Origin of the sequence: Streptomyces monashensis, assembly GCF_001866665.1 — a bacterium.
In the GTDB taxonomy this organism is placed as follows: Bacteria; Actinomycetota; Actinomycetes; order Streptomycetales; family Streptomycetaceae; genus Streptomyces; species Streptomyces monashensis.
Map to the genome: position 1 here is coordinate 20,454 of NZ_MLYO01000118.1, position 14,759 is coordinate 35,212.

A 14,759-nucleotide genomic window follows, 5' to 3' on the forward strand; every position below is an offset into this window, starting at 1 on the left:
GCAGGACGGCCGCGCCCATCGTCACGTGGGCTGCCGGTCGTGCCCGGCGCGCACGGACACGGTCAGTGCGACGAGTGCGGGCACTGTCAGCAGGGCGCTGACCCAGGCCGGGGCGCGGTAGCCGAGCCCGCTGTCGATCGCCGCCCCGCCCAGTACCGGGCCGAGGGCGGCGCCGACGTTCAGTGCCGACGTCGCGAGGGCTGCCCCGCGGGACGGGGCGTCCGCGGACTCGTACAGGGCCCGGGTGATCAGCGTCGAACCGACGCCGAGCGCCAGCATCCCGAGCAACGGGACGAGCAGGACGGTCGCCGTCGTGTGCCCGGCGACCAGGGCCAGCAGCACCCAGCCGGCGAGCAGCGCGGCCCCGCCCGCCCGCAGCACCGGCCATGGCCACCGGTCGGTCCGCCAGCCGGCCCGCCGACGTCACCCCGGCGAACGCGCCGGCCCCGAACAGCGCCAGTACACCCGGCACCCACCCGGCATCGAGGCCGGTCACCTCCGTGGTCAGCGGTGCGAGGCAGGTGAAGGTGCAGAAGGTGGCGCCGTTGACCAGCGCGCCGAGCCCCAGGGCCAGCAGCAGCCGGGGTCGGCGCAGCGCCCGCAGCTCCGCGCGGGCCCCGGTGCCGGGCCGCTCCGGCTCGCTCCGGACGCCGCCCGGCACCGACCGGGCGATCGCGGCGAGTGCCGGCGCGGGCAGCAGGGCGACCGCCCAGAACGCGGAACGCCAGCCGAGCAGCCGGCCGAGCGCGGCGCCTGCGGGTACGCCCACCACACAGGCGAGCGCGGTCCCGCCGAGCAGGATCGAGGTGGCCCGGCCCTTGGCGTCCGGCGCGACCATCCCGGTCGCGGCGGTCAGCCCGACGGCCAGGAAACCGGCGCAGGCCAGGGCCGCGAGGACCCGGGTGGCCAGCAGGACGGCGAAGCCGGAGGTGAGGGCCCCGACCACATGAGCGAGCAGAAACACGCCCAGGAACACCAGCAGGGTCTGCCGCGTCGGGCGGCGTCGGCCGAGCAGCGCCGTCAGCGGCGCCCCCACGATCATGCCGACGGCGAAGGCGGACGTGAGTGTGCCCGCGGCGGGGACGGGGACCCCGAGGTCGCGGGCGATGTCCGGCACCAGTCCGGACAGCATGAACTCGGACGTGCCCTGGGCGAAGACGGCCAGGGCCAGCAGGTAGAGAGCGAAAGGCACGAAGACTCCACGCACCGTGTCGCGGACGGGTGGCGAGAACGCGGACCCGTGCCGGTGCACGACCGGTGAGTGCAGTCGAGAGTCGAGATCGGGCATCCGGCCGAGCACACAGGTCATCGCGTGCGGAACGGCGATCCGCTGAGGGCGTACGCCTCATGACCCCTCAGGCCCGGACAGGCGAACGAGGCCTGCGGGGTGCGGGAGGGAAGGGAACGACGAGAACGCCACCGGACGGCCGGTGGCTAGCGCCTGGATGCCTCGGGACTGGACACGGGCGGCACGCCAACGCCCGGGCGCGGACGCGTGCCACCCGTTTTCGGTGTGTGGTGCCGGTGTCGGAGCCCGTCAGCGCGGATCGAACACGATGCTGGCGAAGCGCGAGCCGCTGGGCGCCGACTTGCCGGGGGCGAGCCGCGTCGCCGTCCCCTTGCACTGCTTGTGCGTGTAGACGACCAGGGGCTTCTTCGTGGCGTTGCGGGCGGCGCGGGCCTCCTGGGCCATGTTCAGGCACTTGCGCGCCGGCGGGTTGTCGAGGGCGTACAGCTTGCCCTTGGGACCGATCCACAGGAACGCGTCGTCCGCGGCGAGCGCGGAGCCGGTGGTGGTCAGGGCGAGGGCGAGTCCGCCGAGAACGGCGACGAGCGGACGGCACAGGCGCATGATGGAGTCCCTCCGTGGGGGCGAGTTCGGGGTGAAACAGGGACGAGGCGGGGAACGAGGGAAGAGGGCAGCCGGAGAGCCGGGGGAGCGTGAGAGGCGGGGCGGCCTGGGCCGCAGCCGTAATCTCCCACTCCGGTCCGGCGCGCCCGAGGCCCCGACACGGGCACATCCATCGACCGGGGGACGGTGCGGATCCGGACGTTGACCCGCACCACCGGCTCTGTCCGAGAGCATGATCATGAGATATCGGTAAAATCTAGGCGTTTGCCGAAAATTCAGGCGGTCGGCCTTCGAGGGCCACCGCATCGCCGGAAGTGATCGATGCCCCGCAAGCGCTCCACGGACGAAGGCGACGAGCTGTTGGCCCGACTCGGCTCGCTCACCGCCCAGGCGCGCGAGCGCGCGGAGCTGCAACGCAGCCAGGTCGAGCTGGCCATCGCCCTCCAGCGCGGCATGCTCCCGCGGGACCTGCCCACCGCCCCGGGCCTGCATCTCGCCGTGCGCTACACACCGGCCAACCTCGGTCTCAACGTGGGCGGCGACTGGTACGACGCCTTCGCCCTGCCCGACGGCCGGATCGGGCTGTCCATCGGTGACGTGCAGGGGCACAACATCGAGGCCGCCGCGTTCATGGGCCAGGTGCGGGCCGGACTGCGCGCCCTGGCCTCCGTCACCAGCGACCCGGGCGAACTCCTCGCCCGCACCAACGAGCTGCTGCTCTCCCTGGGCAGCGACCTCTTCGCCACCTGCACCTTCATGCGCCTCAACCTCACCACCGGCGTGCTGGAGAGCGCCCGCGCCGGCCACATACCCTTCGTGTGGGCCACGGCGGACGGCAAGTCCGGCGTCGTCGACGACGAGGGAGGCCCGCCGCTCGGCATCGAGTCGGGCATGGAGTACCCGGTGACCCGGCACCGGCTGACCACGGGCGGCGTCTTCGTCCTGGTCACCGACGGCGTGGTGGAGGGACCGTCGCTGACCATCGAGGACGGGCTCGACCAGGTCGTCCGCCTCGCCGGCATCGCCGCCGTCGCGAGCCTGGAGGCACACGCGCTGGCCGCCGCCGTGATCAAGGGAGCCGAGAGCGTCGGCCACGAGGACGACGCCGCCGTCCTCGTCGTCGGCCTGGACGGCCCCTGCATCCACATGTGACCGCCCCGCCCCCGCCCCCGACCGACCCCACACCCCCGCCATCACCCGGCGGACCCTGCCCCGGCCGGTACGGTGTCGACCTCGGGCCCGGCAGGCCCGCTTCCGGCCGTGGTGTGCCGTCGGCGAGGTGCGCGGCCCTCGGTTCGGGCGGTGACGGTTTCCGGCGTCGGCGGGTACGGCCCTGTGCCGGGCCTGGCCTGGCCCGGCCGGGTCGTACGGTCCGGCCGTCCGCCGGGGCGGCCCTCGCCGGACTCCGCCCGCCCGCCGTCGCCGTGGAGGGACTTCGCGCGCCTCCGCCCGCCGCCCCGCCCCGACCTCGCCCGCCTCCGACCACCGCCCCGGTCCGGCCGGACCCGTGAGCGGCGCACCCGCGATCATGCCGACGGCGACGGCCCGAGCCGGCCGGGCGGGGTTCGTGGTGTCGGTCCAGCCGCGCGCGGCTCGGCGATCCGGTCGGCCGCCGGGGCGGCAGTCCGCGCCGCTGTCGGGGCACCGGTCCGCGCCGCCGTCGGGTGTCGGTGCGGTTAGGCCATCGGGCCGGACGGCGGCGGCTCCCGCCTCGCAGAGGCGGGGGTGGCGGTGTGAGATTGCTGGTGTGGTGGGTAACGAGGTTCAGCGCCGGTCGGGCGGCCATGCTGCCGTCCAGGTACTGGCCGTCGCAGCCTGCTACTTCGGCGCCGGTCGGCTCGGACTCGTGCGTGAGCTGGTCGTCGAGGGCGCCGTCGTCACCCCCATCTATCCCGCCAGCGGCGTCGCCGTCGCCGCCCTGCTGATCCTCGGGATGCGCTGCTGGCCCGGCATCACGATCGGTGCCCTCTTCGTCGTCATGTCGATCACCATGCCCCGCCTGGACGTGCTGGGCACCCTCGCCGGCCAGACCGGCGCACCGGTGTGCGCGGCGCTGCTGCTGCGCCGGGTCCGCTTCCGCAGCGACCTCGGCCGGCTGCGCGACGGACTCGCCCTGGTGTTCCTCGGCGCGCTCGGCGCCATGCTGATCAGCTCGACCGTGGGCGTCGGGCTCCTCGTCGTCACGGACCGGCTGGACGCGTCGAGCTTCCCGCCGGTGTGGCTGGCCTGGTGGGTGGGCGACGCGATGGGTGTCCTCATCGTCACCCCGCTGCTGCTGTTGCTGCACGGTGCCCGCTGGCCGCCGCCGCTGGCCCGCTGGAAGGAGGCGGTCGCGCTGACCGTCGTCGCCTGCGCGCTGGTGCCGGTCTCCGTCTACAGCTCGCTCAGCCTGCTCTTCCTCGTCTACCCGCTGCTGATCTGGGCCGCCCTGCGCTTCCAGCTCGTGGGCAGCGCGCTGTGCGCGTTGCTCACCTCCGTGCTGGCCACCGTCGCCGCGACGGACAACGTCGGCGCCTTCACCGGGCTGAGCCGTCTCGAGGTCATGGCGAAGCTCCAGGCGTTCAACGGCTCGATGGCGCTGACCGCGCTGCTGCTGTCCGCCGTGATCACCGAGCAGCACAACACCCGCCAGTCGGTGGAGAAGGCCTGCCAGGAACTGGTCGAGGTCCTCGAACACCTCACCGCGGGCGAGGCTCCGCCACGGCTGCCGCCCTCGAAGACCGACGGCCGGGACGAGACGCCGCGGCACCCGGAATCCTTCTGACGACCCGGGCCCGCACCCGGTCGGCCGGCTCTCTCCCGCCCGGCACCGGGCCGTCACGGCACCGGCGGTGCCGGGCGGGCGGCGACCTCGTTCGCCCGGGACTCCAGATAGCGCTGCTCGGCGAGGCTCGCCGTGGCCTTCGCGGCGCGGCGGTAGTGCTCGTACGCCCCGGCCGTGTCGCCGGTCCGCTCCAGCAGATGCGCCCGTACGGACAGCAGCCGGTGATGCCCGGCCATCCGCCCGTCGCCGTCCAGGCCGGACAGCAGGTCCAGCCCGGCCTGCGGTCCCTCGGTCTCGGCGAGCGCGATCGCGCGGTTCAGGGTGACCATCGGGTTGGGCGCGATCCGCTCCAGGATCAGGTACAGGGCGTGCACCTGCGCCCAGTCGGTCTCCTCGGCGGTGGCCGCGTCGGCGTGCGTGGCGGCGATCGCGGCCTGGAGCTGGTACGGCCCCAGGTCCGGGCCGGCCAGCGCCGCCTTCACCAGGTCCAGGCCCTCGTCGATCAGCGCGCGGTCCCACCGCTCGCGGTCCTGTTCGGCCAGCGGCACCAGGTCACCGGCCCGTGTCGTCCGTGCCTCGCGGCGGGCGTGGGTGAGCAGCATCAGCGCGAGCAGCCCGGTCACCTCGCCGTCCTCAGGCAACTGCGCGTGCACCGTCCTGGTCAGCCGGATCGCCTCGCGGGCGAGGTCGGCGCGGACCAGCTCGCCGCCCGAGGAAGCGGTGTACCCCTCGTTGAAGATCAGGTAGAGCACGTGCAGCACGACCCGCAGCCGCTCCTCGCGCTCCGCGCCCTCGGGCAGGGCGAACGAGCTGCCGGCGGCCCGGATGCGCTGCTTGGCCCGGCTGATCCGGGCCGCCATCGTGGCCTCCGGCACCAGGAACGCGCGCGCGATCTCGGCCGTGGTCAGGCCGCCCACCGCGCGCAGCGTCAGCGCGGTCTGGGAGGCCGCGGTCAGGGTCGGATGACAGCACAGGAACAGCAGGACGAGCGTGTCGTCGGTGTCCGGCACGTCCGCGGGGGCCACCTCGGCGGCCAGCGACGACTCCCGCTCGCGGCGCGCGTGGTCGCTGCGCAGCTGGTCGACGAGCCGCCGGGACGCGACCGTCGTCAGCCAGCCGCGCGGATGGTCCGGCACTCCCTCGGCGGGCCACTGCACGGAGGCGGCGAGGACGGCCTCCTGTACGGCGTCCTCGCATCCCTCGAACCGGCCGTACCGGCGCACCAGCGCACCGAGGACCCGCGGGGTGAGGTCACGCAGCAGGTCCTCGATGGCCGGTGCTGTCATGCCTCCAATTGTCCCTCGTAGAACATCACCTGCCGCACCTCGACCCCCAGGCCCGCGATCCGGGTGTCCGGGATCCGGGCCGCCAGCTCGATCGCCCGCTCCTTGTCCTCGCAGTCGATCAGGTAGAAGCCGCCCAGGAACTCCTTGGCCTCCAGGAAGGGGCCGTCGGTCACCACCGGCTGGCCGTCCCGCACGGACACCACGACGGCCTGCGACGGGTCCACCAGCGCCTGCGTGGCCAGCAGTTCGCCGGACTCCTTCAGCTCCTGGATGAACCTGGTGTGGCCCGCACCGATCGCCGCCTTCTCCTCGTCGGTCAGCGCGTCCATCACGGCCGGGTTGATGTGCAGACTGATCACGAACTTCATCGCGTACTCCTCGTGCTCCTCGTGCTGCGCGAGCCCCGGTCGGGGCCCTTCGACCGGTTGGTCGGAGCCGCCGTCGGCTTCTTGACATCCCTCGCTCGAAGATTCCCACGAGTTTTCCCCCGCCACGGAGAACTCCTCCGCACCCATGTCAAGAAGCCGCCGCCCGCTCCGACGGACCGGCGAGACACCGACAGAACAAGGAGAATCCGAGATGCGGGTCAACCGGGCATGGCTGGGACTGGCCGTCCTCATGCTGCCGACCTCGATCGTCGCGATGGACATGACGGCGCTGCTGCTCGCGCTGCCACGACTGAGCGCCGACCTGGGCGCGAGCAACGTCGAGCAGCTCTGGATCAGCGACAGTTACGGGCTCATGGTGGCGGGCCTCGTCATCACGATGGGCACGCTCGGCGACCGGATCGGGCGCCGGCGACTGCTCCTGACCGGCGCGGCGGCCTTCGCGGCGCTGTCGGTCGCCGCCGCGTTCGCGGCCGGCCCGCTGATGCTGATCGCCGTGCGCGCGCTGCTGGGCGTCGCCGGTGCGACGCTGGCACCGTCCACCCTCGCCCTGATCACCAACATGTTCCGCGACGAACGACAGCGCGGTCAGGCCATCGCGATCTGGGCGAGCTGCCAGTTCACCGGCGGTGCGCTCGGCCCGGTGCTGGCCGGCCTCCTGCTCCAGCACTTCTGGTGGGGCTCGGTGTTCCTCGGCGCCGTTCCGGCGATGGCCGTGCTGCTGCTCGCCGGTCCGGTCCTGCTGCCGGAGTTCCGCGGCGACCGCGCCGGGCGGCTGGATCCGGCGAGCGTCGGGCTGTCGCTGGTGTCCGCGCTGCTGCTGGTCTACGGCGTCAAGCAGCTGAGCCTCCAGGGCGCACCGGCCGCCGCGGCGGCGGCCCTCGTCGGGGGAGCCGCCGTCGGAGCGCTGTTCGTCCGTCGTCAACTGCGGCTGCCGGAGCCTTTGTTGGACCTGCGGCTGCTGCGCAGCCGACCCTTCACGGCCGTCCTCGTCGCGCTGGTCCTCGCCGGTGTCGCCATGGCCGGCACCGGTCTGGTGGTGACCCAGTACCTGCAGAGCGTGCTCGGACACTCGCCGCTCGCGTCGGCGGTGCTGTTCGCGCCCATGGGGCTGGGCGTGGCGGTCGGCACCCTGACCGCGCCCCTGCTCGCCCGGCGGATGCGGCACACGACCGCGATCGCGGGCGGGCTCGCGGCATCGGCGCTGGGCAGTCTGCTCCTGACCGGCGTCCACGGGTCGCTCGCGCTGCCGCTGGTGATGACCGGGATCGCCGTCCTGGCCCTCGGCACCGGCCCGCTGTTCGCGCTCGGCACCGGACTGGTCGTCGGGTCCGTACCGCCGGAGCGGGCCGGCTCGGCGGCGTCGATGTCGGAGACCGGCAACTACTTCGGCGGCTCGCTCGGCTTCGCACTGCTCGGTGTGCTGGCCGCAGTGGTCTACCGCGACCGCACCCACGGCACGTCCGACTCACTGGCCGGCGCGGTCGCGGCGAGCCGGCGTCTTCCGGCGGGCCGGGGAGCGGAACTGCTGCACACCGCGCGGGAGGCGTTCACCGCGAGCCTGCACACCGTCGGTGTCGCCGCCGCCGTCATCTTCGCCGTCCTCTCCGTACTGACCCTCACCCTGCGTCCGGCAGCCCGCCCCGCCCCGACGACGCCCCGCGAGCAGGTGCGGGCCTCGCGGTGAATTACTTACACTTGGTTGAACAGTTCAGACTGTTAAACCTATCGTAAGCAGCATGGATACGGTTGCACTCGCCGTCGGGCTCCGGCTGGCCATGGGCCGCACCGTCCGGCGGCTGCGGCAGGCGCACGCGGTCGGGGACGTGTCACTGTCAGGGGTCTCGGTGCTGGCCCGGCTCGCCCGGACCGGTCCGGACTCGCCGGGCTCGCTCGCCGACCTGGAGCGGGTCCGGCCGCAGGCCATGGCGGCCACACTCGCCGGACTCGAACAGCGCGGGCTCGTCAGCCGCGCGCCCGACTCCGCGGACGGACGCCGGGCCATCGTCTCCGTCACCGACGAGGGCCGGACCATGCTGGAGCAGCGCCGCTCCGAGTCCGTGACCCGGCTCGCCCACGCCCTGGACGAGTTCACCCCGCAGGAACGGCAGGCCCTGCAGGACGTCCTGCCCCTGCTCGACCGGCTGGCGGAACGACTGTGAGCGGCGCACGGCCCGCGGCGGCGGGCGCACCCGGCGACGGCGGCGGCATACGCGGGCGGCTGCTCGCGCGCTCCGCGCGGCTGCGAGACACACCCCCGGGCCCCGGCTACAAGTGGGTGGCCCTCTCCAACACCACGCTCGGCGTGCTGATCGCCACGATGGACGCTTCCATCGTGATCATCTCGCTGCCGGCGATCTTCCGCGGGATCGGCCTCGACCCGCTCGCGGCCGGGAACATCGGCTATCTGCTGTGGATGATCCTCGGCTATCTGCTGGTCTCGGCCGTCCTGGTCGTCGTCCTCGGCCGGCTCGGCGACATGTTCGGCCGGGTCCGCATCTACAACCTCGGCTTCCTGGTCTTCGCGTGCGCCTCCGTCGCGCTGTCCCTCGACCCCTTCCGGGCCGGCGCGGGCGCGCTCTGGCTCATCCTGTGGCGCATCGTGCAGGCCTTCGGCGGGTCCATGCTCACCGCCAACTCGGCCGCGATCCTCACCGACGCCTTCCCGGCCCGGCAGCGCGGCATGGCCCTCGGCATCAACCAGATCACCGCGCTCGCCGGGCAGTTCCTCGGCCTGCTCGCCGGCGGTCTGCTGGCCGCGGTCGACTGGCGGGCGGTGTTCTGGGTGAGCGTCCCGGTCAGCATCACCGGCACGATCTGGTCGTATCTGAGCCTGCGCGAGACCTCCGTCGGCGGCCGCGGCCGGGTCGACTGGCTCGGCAACATCACCTTCGCCTGCGGCGCCGGCATCCTGCTCGCCGGCATCACCTACGGCATCCAGCCGTACGGCGGCCACTCCACCGGCTGGACCAACCCCTGGGTCCTGAGCGGCCTGTTCGGCGGACTGTTCCTGCTGCTGGTCTTCGGCTACGTCGAGACCCGCGTCCCCGAGCCGATGTTCCGGCTGTCCCTGTTCACGGTGCGGGCGTTCGCCGCGGGCAACCTGGCCGCCCTGCTGACCGCCATCGCCCGCGGCGGGCTCCAGTTCATGCTGATCATCTGGCTCCAGGGCATCTGGCTGCCGCTGCACGGCTACGACTTCGAGGACACCCCGCTGTGGGCCGGCATCTTCATGCTCCCGCTCACCCTCGGCTTCCTGATCGCGGGGCCCGTCTCCGGCTACCTGTCCGACCGGTTCGGCGCCCGGCTGTTCTCCACCGCCGGGCTGCTCCTCGTCGCCGCGTCCTTCCTCGGCCTGCTCGCCCTGCCCGTCGACTTCGACTACGGCGCCTTCGCGACACTGCTGCTGCTCAACGGCCTGGGCCAGGGCATGTTCTCCGCGCCCAACACCTCCTCCATCATGGGCAGCGTGCCGGCCCGCTACCGGGGCGTGGCCTCGGGGATGCGCTCCACCTTCCAGAACTCGGGCACGGCCCTGTCCATCGGGGTCTTCTTCTCGCTCATGGTGTCCGGGCTCGCCGGCACCCTGCCGAGGACGCTCGCCGCCGGGCTCCACGCCCACGGCGTCCCCGCCGGCACCGCCCACGAGGTGGCCTCGCTGCCCCCGGTCAGCACCCTGTTCGCCACCTTCCTGGGCAACAACCCCATCGGCCATCTGCTCGGCTCCGGCGGCACCCTGGAGCAGCTGACCGCGGCCCAGCGCGCCACCCTGACCGGCCACACCTTCTTCCCGGAGCTGGTCTCCGGGCCCTTCCATCACGGCCTGACCATCGTCTTCGGCGTCGCCGCCGGCATGGCCCTGGTCTCCGCGCTCGCCTCCGCGCTGCGCGGCGGCCACGAGCGCGCCGACGACGACACCCCGACGTCCGGGCACGACACGAAAGGACAGCCCTCGTGCCGCACAGCGCGCTCCTCGTGATGGACGTCCAGCGCTCCGTCCTCGACCGTTTCGACACCTCCGGTGACTACCTCGGCCGCCTCGGCGAGGCCGTCGCCGCCGCCCGCACGGCCGGGTTGCCGGTGATCTACGTCGTGGTCGGCTTCCGGCCCGGCCACCCCGAAGTCAGCCCGCGCAACACGTCGTTCGGCGCCGTCGCCGGATCCGGCCGGTTCGCCACGGGCGACCCCGGCGCCGAGATCCACCCCGACGTCGCACCGCGCCCCGAGGACGTCGTCGTCACCAAGCGCCGGGTGAGCGCGTTCGCGGGCAGCGACCTCGACCTGGTCCTCCGGTCGGGCGGCATCGAGCATCTGGTGCTCACCGGCATCGCCACCAGCGGCGTCGTCCTGTCCACCGTGCGCCAGGCCGCGGACCTCGACTTCCGCCTCACCGTCCTCGACGACGCCTGCCTCAACGCGGACCCGGAGGTCCACCGCGTCCTCACGGAGAAGGTCTTCCCTCGCCAGGCGGACGTGCTGTCCGTCGCGGACTGGACCAAGGCCCTTGCCGGGAGCGGTGGTTGAGGAATCACTACGCGGTCCTCGCGCGCCGTCTGCGTACGACATGGCGCACGACGAGGCCCGCGAGGACGACGGCGACGGCGATCACGACGTAGAGCAGATAGCGGTTGACCTCGGCGTAGATGGTGGTGATGTGACTGCCCGCCAGGTAGGCGAGGGTCGTCCACAGGCCCACCCACAGCGCCGCGCCGAGCGCGTTGAAGGCGAGGAAGCGCGGCCAGGGCATGCCGGTGGTGCCCGCGATGATGCCGTTGGCCTGGCGCAGCCCCTCGATGAACCGGGCCACGGTCACGATCTTGCCGCCGTGCCGGGCGAAGAACTCCTCGGCGGCGGCGAACCGCTCCGGCGTCAGGAAGACGTACTTCCCCCACCGGTGCACGAAGGCCCGCCCGCCGACCCGGCCGATCAGATAGCCGATGTTGTCCCCGACGACGGCCGCGACGAAGGCGATGACCGCCACTGCCACGACGTTCAGCCGCCCCGCGCCCGCGTACACCCCCGCCGCGAGCAGGATCGTCTCGCCGGGCGCGGGCACCCCGAAGTCCTCGACCAGGACCACCGCCCCGACCGCCCAGTAGCCGTAGTGTTCGAGCAGCGGCGCCAGATGAGCCAGCGGGCCCGGGAGCGGAGGGGCGGACATGACACCACGGTACGTCCGGCCGGCCCGCCCCGGGCGGCGACGGGTCAGGAGCGGGCCACGGTGTCCTCGTCCGCTACGGCCGCGGTCGCGTCCGCCGCGACGGGGCGCGGCTCCTCGCCCGGTGCCGTGGATCCGGACCGCAGGGCGGTCAGCCGACGGGCGAGCGGCTCCGTGCAGCGGGCGGTCAGCGGGCCGAGGACGACGAGGATCAGCACGTACGCCGTGGCCAGCGGGCCGAGGTCGGAGTCGATCCCGGCGGTGACGGCGAGACCGGCGATGACGATGGAGAACTCGCCGCGCGCGACCAGCGTGCCGCCCGCCCGCCAGCGGCCCTTGACCGAGACGCCCGCACGCCGGGCCGCCCAGTACCCCGTCGCGATCTTGGTGAGCGCGGTGACCACGGCCAGCGCGAGCGCGGGCAGCAGCACCGGCGGGATGCTCGCCGGGTCCGTGTGCAGACCGAAGAAGACGAAGAACACCGCCGCGAACAGGTCCCGCAGCGGCGCGAGCAGGTGGTGGGCGCCCTCGGCGACCTCGCCGGACAGGGCGATGCCGACGAGGAACGCGCCGACGGCCGCCGACACCTGGAGCTGCTGCGCCACACCGGCGACCAGCAGCGTCAGCCCGAGCACGACGAGCAGCAGCTTCTCCGGGTCGTCGGTGGAGACGAAGCGGGAGATGTGCCGCCCGAAGCGCACCGCCACCAGCAGGACCAGGCCGGCCACGCCGAGCGCGATGCCCAGGGTGAGGCTTCCGGCGGCGAAGCCGGTGCCCGCCAGCAGCGCCGTGACGACCGGCAGATACACCGCCATGGACAGGTCCTCCAGCACCAGGATGCTGAGGATCACCGGGGTCTCCCGGTTGCCGATGCGGCCGAGGTCGCCGAGGACCTTGGCGATGACGCCGGAGGACGAGATCCAGGTGATGCCGGCCAGTACGACGGCGGCGATCGGACCCCAGCCCAGCAGCAGGGCCGTCGCGGCGCCGGGCAGGGCGTTGAGGGCCATGTCGACGAGACCGGCCGGGTACTGGGTCCGGAGGTTGGAGACCAGGTCGCTGGCCGTGTACTCCAGGCCCAGCATGAGCAATAGCAGGATCACGCCGATCTCGGCGCCGATCGCCACGAACTCCTCGCTGGCGCCGAGCGGCAGCAGCCCGCCCTCGCCGAAGGCCAGCCCGGCCAGCAGGTACAGGGGTATCGGCGAGAACCGCAGGCGGGCGGCGAGCCGGCCGAGCAGGCCGAGGCCGAGGATGATGGCACCGAACTCGATCAGGAAGACCGCGGAGGAGTGCACGCGCTCACTCCCGCCCGAGTATCGCGGCGGCGGCGTCGGCGCCCTCGCGGGTGCCGATCACGATCAGCGTGTCCCCGCCGGCCAGCCGGAAGCCGGGTCCGGGGGAGGGGATGGCCTCGGCGCGGCGCAGTACGGCCACGATCGACACACCGGTCTCGGTGCGCATCCGGGTGTCGCCGAGCAGCCGGCCGTTCCAGTACGAGACGGAGGACAGCTCGATCCGCTCGGCCACCAGGCCCAGCTCCGTCGTGGACAGCAGGTTCGGGCTGCGGTGGGCGGGCGTCAGGGTGCCGGCCAGCGCCTCCGCCTCCTGGCCCGTGAGGTGGACCGACAGCGCACAGGCGTCGGGGTCGTCGCCCTGGTACGCGCTCAGCGTTCTCGACCCGTCCCGGTGGGCCACCACCGACAGTCCGCGGTGTTCGCGGGTCGTCAGGTCGTACCGGACGCCGATGCCCGGCAACGGCGTTCTGCTCGTGCGTGCGGCGCCCATGGCTGCCCCCCTGTCCGTTTGGCGATTTCTTGGCGAAACCATTATCGGAACTTTATCCCGGCATGTGTGGGACGGCCGAATGGGCCCCGGGTCGGGCGGGGGCGGGGGTGGTGTGCCGTTACGCGCCGTGGTGCGAGGAGGTCTCGTCGTCCTCGGGGGCGAGCTGGCAGGCGTGGCACAGGTCGTGCTCGCCGTCACGGCTGACGACGGTTCCCCAGCCGAGGCACACCTCGCAGTCGCGGGCGAGGTCCAGGTCGGGGCGGGGAGGCAGGAGGGGGCTGCGGTGGGCTCCGTAGGCCATGAGCTGTGCGGCTCCTCGGAAGTCGCGGGGAGGGGTGGCGGCGTCGCCGCGAGCGGTGACAACGCTGTCAGGCCGCTTCCAGTATGTCCGAGATATGCGGCATGTCTGTGGCGTACGTCACACAGTGACGCATCTCGCCCGCCTCCATCCCACCTCACCCGGCGTGCGTCGAGTCAGCCGAGGGTGCCGAGCCGGGCCTCCCGCCACAGGTCCACGCCGCCGTCGGTCGCGTACTTGTCGATCTCGGCCAGCTCCTCGGCGCTGAAGTCCGGGTTCTCCAGGGCCGCCACGTTCTGCTCCAGCTGCTCGGTCCGCGAGGCGCCGATCACGAGCGACGTCACCCGCTCGTCCCGCAGCGCCCACGCCAGCGCCAGCTGGGCGAGGGTCTGGCCGCGCCGGGCCGCGATGTCGTTCAGTGACCGCAGCCGGTCCAGCATGTCGTCCGTCAGCCAGGACGTGTCGAACGACGTGCCCTGTGCGGCCCGCGAGTCCCGTGGCACGCCGTCGAGGTAACGGTCCGTCAGCAGCCCCTGGGCGAGCGCCGTGAAGCCGATGACCCCGAAGCCCTCCTCCTCGGCGGTGTCCAGCAGCCCGTCGGTCTCGATCCAGCGGTTGACCATGCTGTACGACGGCTGGTGGATCAGCAGCGGGGTGCCCAGCTCACGCAGGATCGCGGCCGCCTGCCGGGTGCGCTCGGCGTCGTAGGAGGAGATGCCCACGTAGAGGGCCTTGCCCTGGCGGACGGCGGTGTCGAGCGCGCCCATCGTCTCCTCCAGCGGCGTGGAGGCGTCCAGCCGGTGGGAGTAGAAGATGTCCACGTAGTCCACGCCCATCCGGCGCAGCGACTGGTCCAGCGAGGCCAGCACGTACTTGCGCGAGCCGCCGCCCTGCCCGTAGGGGCCGGGCCACATGTCCCAGCCGGCCTTGGTGGAGATCACCAGCTCGTCCCGGTACGGCGCCAGGTCCCGCTTCAGCAGCCGGCCGAAGTTCTCCTCGGCGGCGCCGTACGGCGGACCGTAGTTGTTGGCCAGGTCGTGGTGGGTGATCCCGAGGTCGAAGGCGCGCAGCGCGATCTCGCGCTGGGTCTCGAAGGGGCGGTCGTCGCCGAAGTTGTGCCAGTAGCCGAGCGACAGGACCGGCAGGTCCAGTCCCGAGCGGCCGGTGCGCCGGTAGCGCATGGTGCCGTCGTAGCGGGCGGGGTCCGCGACGTGGGTCATCGGGTCT

The 14,759-nt window shown here is 73.0% G+C and carries 14 protein-coding genes and 1 pseudogene; 6 read left to right on the forward strand and 9 right to left on the reverse strand.

Annotated elements, in window-relative coordinates; all coding sequences use genetic code 11:
• Positions 1-21 precede the first annotated feature (21 nt).
• Both BIV23_RS43050 and BIV23_RS43055 read right to left on the reverse strand, forming a co-directional pair.
• A pseudogene (locus tag BIV23_RS43050) lies at positions 22-1,192 on the reverse strand (Cmx/CmrA family chloramphenicol efflux MFS transporter).
• 345 nt (positions 1,193-1,537) lie between these two features.
• Complete coding sequence (locus tag BIV23_RS43055) at positions 1,538-1,852, reverse strand: hypothetical protein (protein WP_107471438.1); 315 nt, start codon at positions 1,850-1,852, stop codon at positions 1,538-1,540.
• A 321-nt stretch (positions 1,853-2,173) separates the two neighbouring features.
• On the opposite strand from BIV23_RS43055, the gene BIV23_RS43060 reads away from it, so the two are divergent.
• Together BIV23_RS43060 and BIV23_RS43065 are read left to right on the forward strand one after the other, a co-directional pair.
• Positions 2,174-3,004, forward strand: a complete 831-nt coding sequence (locus BIV23_RS43060; RefSeq protein ID WP_071386439.1) for a PP2C family protein-serine/threonine phosphatase — start codon at positions 2,174-2,176, stop codon at positions 3,002-3,004.
• 595 nt (positions 3,005-3,599) lie between these two features.
• Positions 3,600-4,616 (forward strand): MASE1 domain-containing protein, encoded by a 1,017-nt coding sequence (locus BIV23_RS43065; RefSeq protein WP_071386440.1) that lies wholly within the window; start codon positions 3,600-3,602, stop codon positions 4,614-4,616.
• Positions 4,617-4,669: 53 nt separating this feature from the next.
• Here the strand turns inward: BIV23_RS43065 and BIV23_RS43070 are convergent, their stop codons facing one another.
• Both BIV23_RS43070 and BIV23_RS43075 read right to left on the reverse strand, forming a co-directional pair.
• Entirely contained in the window at positions 4,670-5,902 is a 1,233-nt protein-coding gene (locus BIV23_RS43070) for an RNA polymerase sigma factor (protein ID WP_071386441.1), read from the reverse strand.
• On the reverse strand, positions 5,899-6,270 hold the full coding sequence (locus BIV23_RS43075; RefSeq protein ID WP_071386442.1) for a YciI family protein: 372 nt from the start codon (positions 6,268-6,270) through the stop codon (positions 5,899-5,901). Before BIV23_RS43075 ends, BIV23_RS43070 begins: the two co-directional genes overlap by 4 nt.
• A 211-nt stretch (positions 6,271-6,481) precedes the next feature.
• On the opposite strand from BIV23_RS43075, the gene BIV23_RS43080 reads away from it, so the two are divergent.
• Genes BIV23_RS43080 through BIV23_RS43095 form a run of 4 tightly spaced genes read left to right on the forward strand, consistent with a single transcriptional unit; the run spans position 6,482 to position 10,812 of the window.
• Positions 6,482-7,975 carry an MFS transporter gene (locus BIV23_RS43080; protein WP_071386443.1) on the forward strand — a complete coding sequence of 498 codons (1,494 nt, stop codon included), beginning with the start codon at positions 6,482-6,484 and terminating at the stop codon, positions 7,973-7,975.
• Between the two features lie 52 nt (positions 7,976-8,027).
• Positions 8,028-8,450 (forward strand): MarR family winged helix-turn-helix transcriptional regulator, encoded by a 423-nt coding sequence (locus BIV23_RS43085; RefSeq protein ID WP_071386444.1) that lies wholly within the window; start codon positions 8,028-8,030, stop codon positions 8,448-8,450.
• Entirely contained in the window at positions 8,447-10,267 is a 1,821-nt protein-coding gene (locus tag BIV23_RS43090; protein WP_425443585.1) for an MFS transporter, read from the forward strand. Before BIV23_RS43085 ends, BIV23_RS43090 begins: the two co-directional genes overlap by 4 nt.
• Positions 10,243-10,812 (forward strand): cysteine hydrolase family protein, encoded by a 570-nt coding sequence (locus BIV23_RS43095; protein ID WP_107471439.1) that lies wholly within the window; start codon positions 10,243-10,245, stop codon positions 10,810-10,812. The genes BIV23_RS43090 and BIV23_RS43095 overlap by 25 nt, the downstream gene beginning before the upstream one ends.
• A gap of 7 nt (positions 10,813-10,819) precedes the next feature.
• Here BIV23_RS43095 and BIV23_RS43100 read toward each other — a convergent pair whose 3' ends face one another.
• From BIV23_RS43100 to mgrA, 5 genes are all read right to left on the reverse strand, one after another.
• On the reverse strand, positions 10,820-11,449 hold the full coding sequence (locus BIV23_RS43100; RefSeq protein WP_071386445.1) for a DedA family protein: 630 nt from the start codon (positions 11,447-11,449) through the stop codon (positions 10,820-10,822).
• Between the two features lie 44 nt (positions 11,450-11,493).
• A complete protein-coding gene (locus BIV23_RS43105; RefSeq protein WP_071386446.1) occupies positions 11,494-12,744 on the reverse strand; it encodes a cation:proton antiporter in 1,251 nt (416 codons plus the stop codon).
• Between the two features lie 4 nt (positions 12,745-12,748).
• Positions 12,749-13,234: a cation:proton antiporter regulatory subunit gene (locus tag BIV23_RS43110; protein WP_071386447.1), complete on the reverse strand. Its 486-nt coding sequence runs from the start codon at positions 13,232-13,234 to the stop codon at positions 12,749-12,751.
• Positions 13,235-13,352: 118 nt separating this feature from the next.
• On the reverse strand, positions 13,353-13,535 hold the full coding sequence (locus BIV23_RS43115; protein WP_071386448.1) for a hypothetical protein: 183 nt from the start codon (positions 13,533-13,535) through the stop codon (positions 13,353-13,355).
• Between the two features lie 173 nt (positions 13,536-13,708).
• Positions 13,709-14,752, reverse strand: coding sequence for an L-glyceraldehyde 3-phosphate reductase (gene mgrA, locus BIV23_RS43120; protein ID WP_071386449.1), 1,044 nt, complete (start codon positions 14,750-14,752; stop codon positions 13,709-13,711).
• Positions 14,753-14,759: the final 7 nt, after the last annotated feature.

Bases quoted from the DNA above. Each gene is read 5' to 3' on its own strand.
- BIV23_RS43100 (WP_071386445.1), bottom strand. From the start codon at position 11,449: ATGTCCGCCCCTCCGCTCCCGGGCCCGCTGGCTCATCTGGCGCCGCTG.
- BIV23_RS43055 (WP_107471438.1), bottom strand. From the start codon at position 1,852: ATGCGCCTGTGCCGTCCGCTCGTCGCCGTTCTCGGCGGACTCGCCCTC.
- mgrA (WP_071386449.1), bottom strand. From the start codon at position 14,752: ATGACCCACGTCGCGGACCCCGCCCGCTACGACGGCACCATGCGCTAC.
- BIV23_RS43075 (WP_071386442.1), bottom strand. From the start codon at position 6,270: ATGAAGTTCGTGATCAGTCTGCACATCAACCCGGCCGTGATGGACGCG.
- BIV23_RS43110 (WP_071386447.1), bottom strand. From the start codon at position 13,234: ATGGGCGCCGCACGCACGAGCAGAACGCCGTTGCCGGGCATCGGCGTC.
- BIV23_RS43080 (WP_071386443.1), top strand. From the start codon at position 6,482: ATGCGGGTCAACCGGGCATGGCTGGGACTGGCCGTCCTCATGCTGCCG.
- BIV23_RS43085 (WP_071386444.1), top strand. From the start codon at position 8,028: ATGGATACGGTTGCACTCGCCGTCGGGCTCCGGCTGGCCATGGGCCGC.
- BIV23_RS43070 (WP_071386441.1), bottom strand. From the start codon at position 5,902: ATGACAGCACCGGCCATCGAGGACCTGCTGCGTGACCTCACCCCGCGG.
- BIV23_RS43060 (WP_071386439.1), top strand. From the start codon at position 2,174: ATGCCCCGCAAGCGCTCCACGGACGAAGGCGACGAGCTGTTGGCCCGA.
- BIV23_RS43115 (WP_071386448.1), bottom strand. From the start codon at position 13,535: ATGGCCTACGGAGCCCACCGCAGCCCCCTCCTGCCTCCCCGCCCCGAC.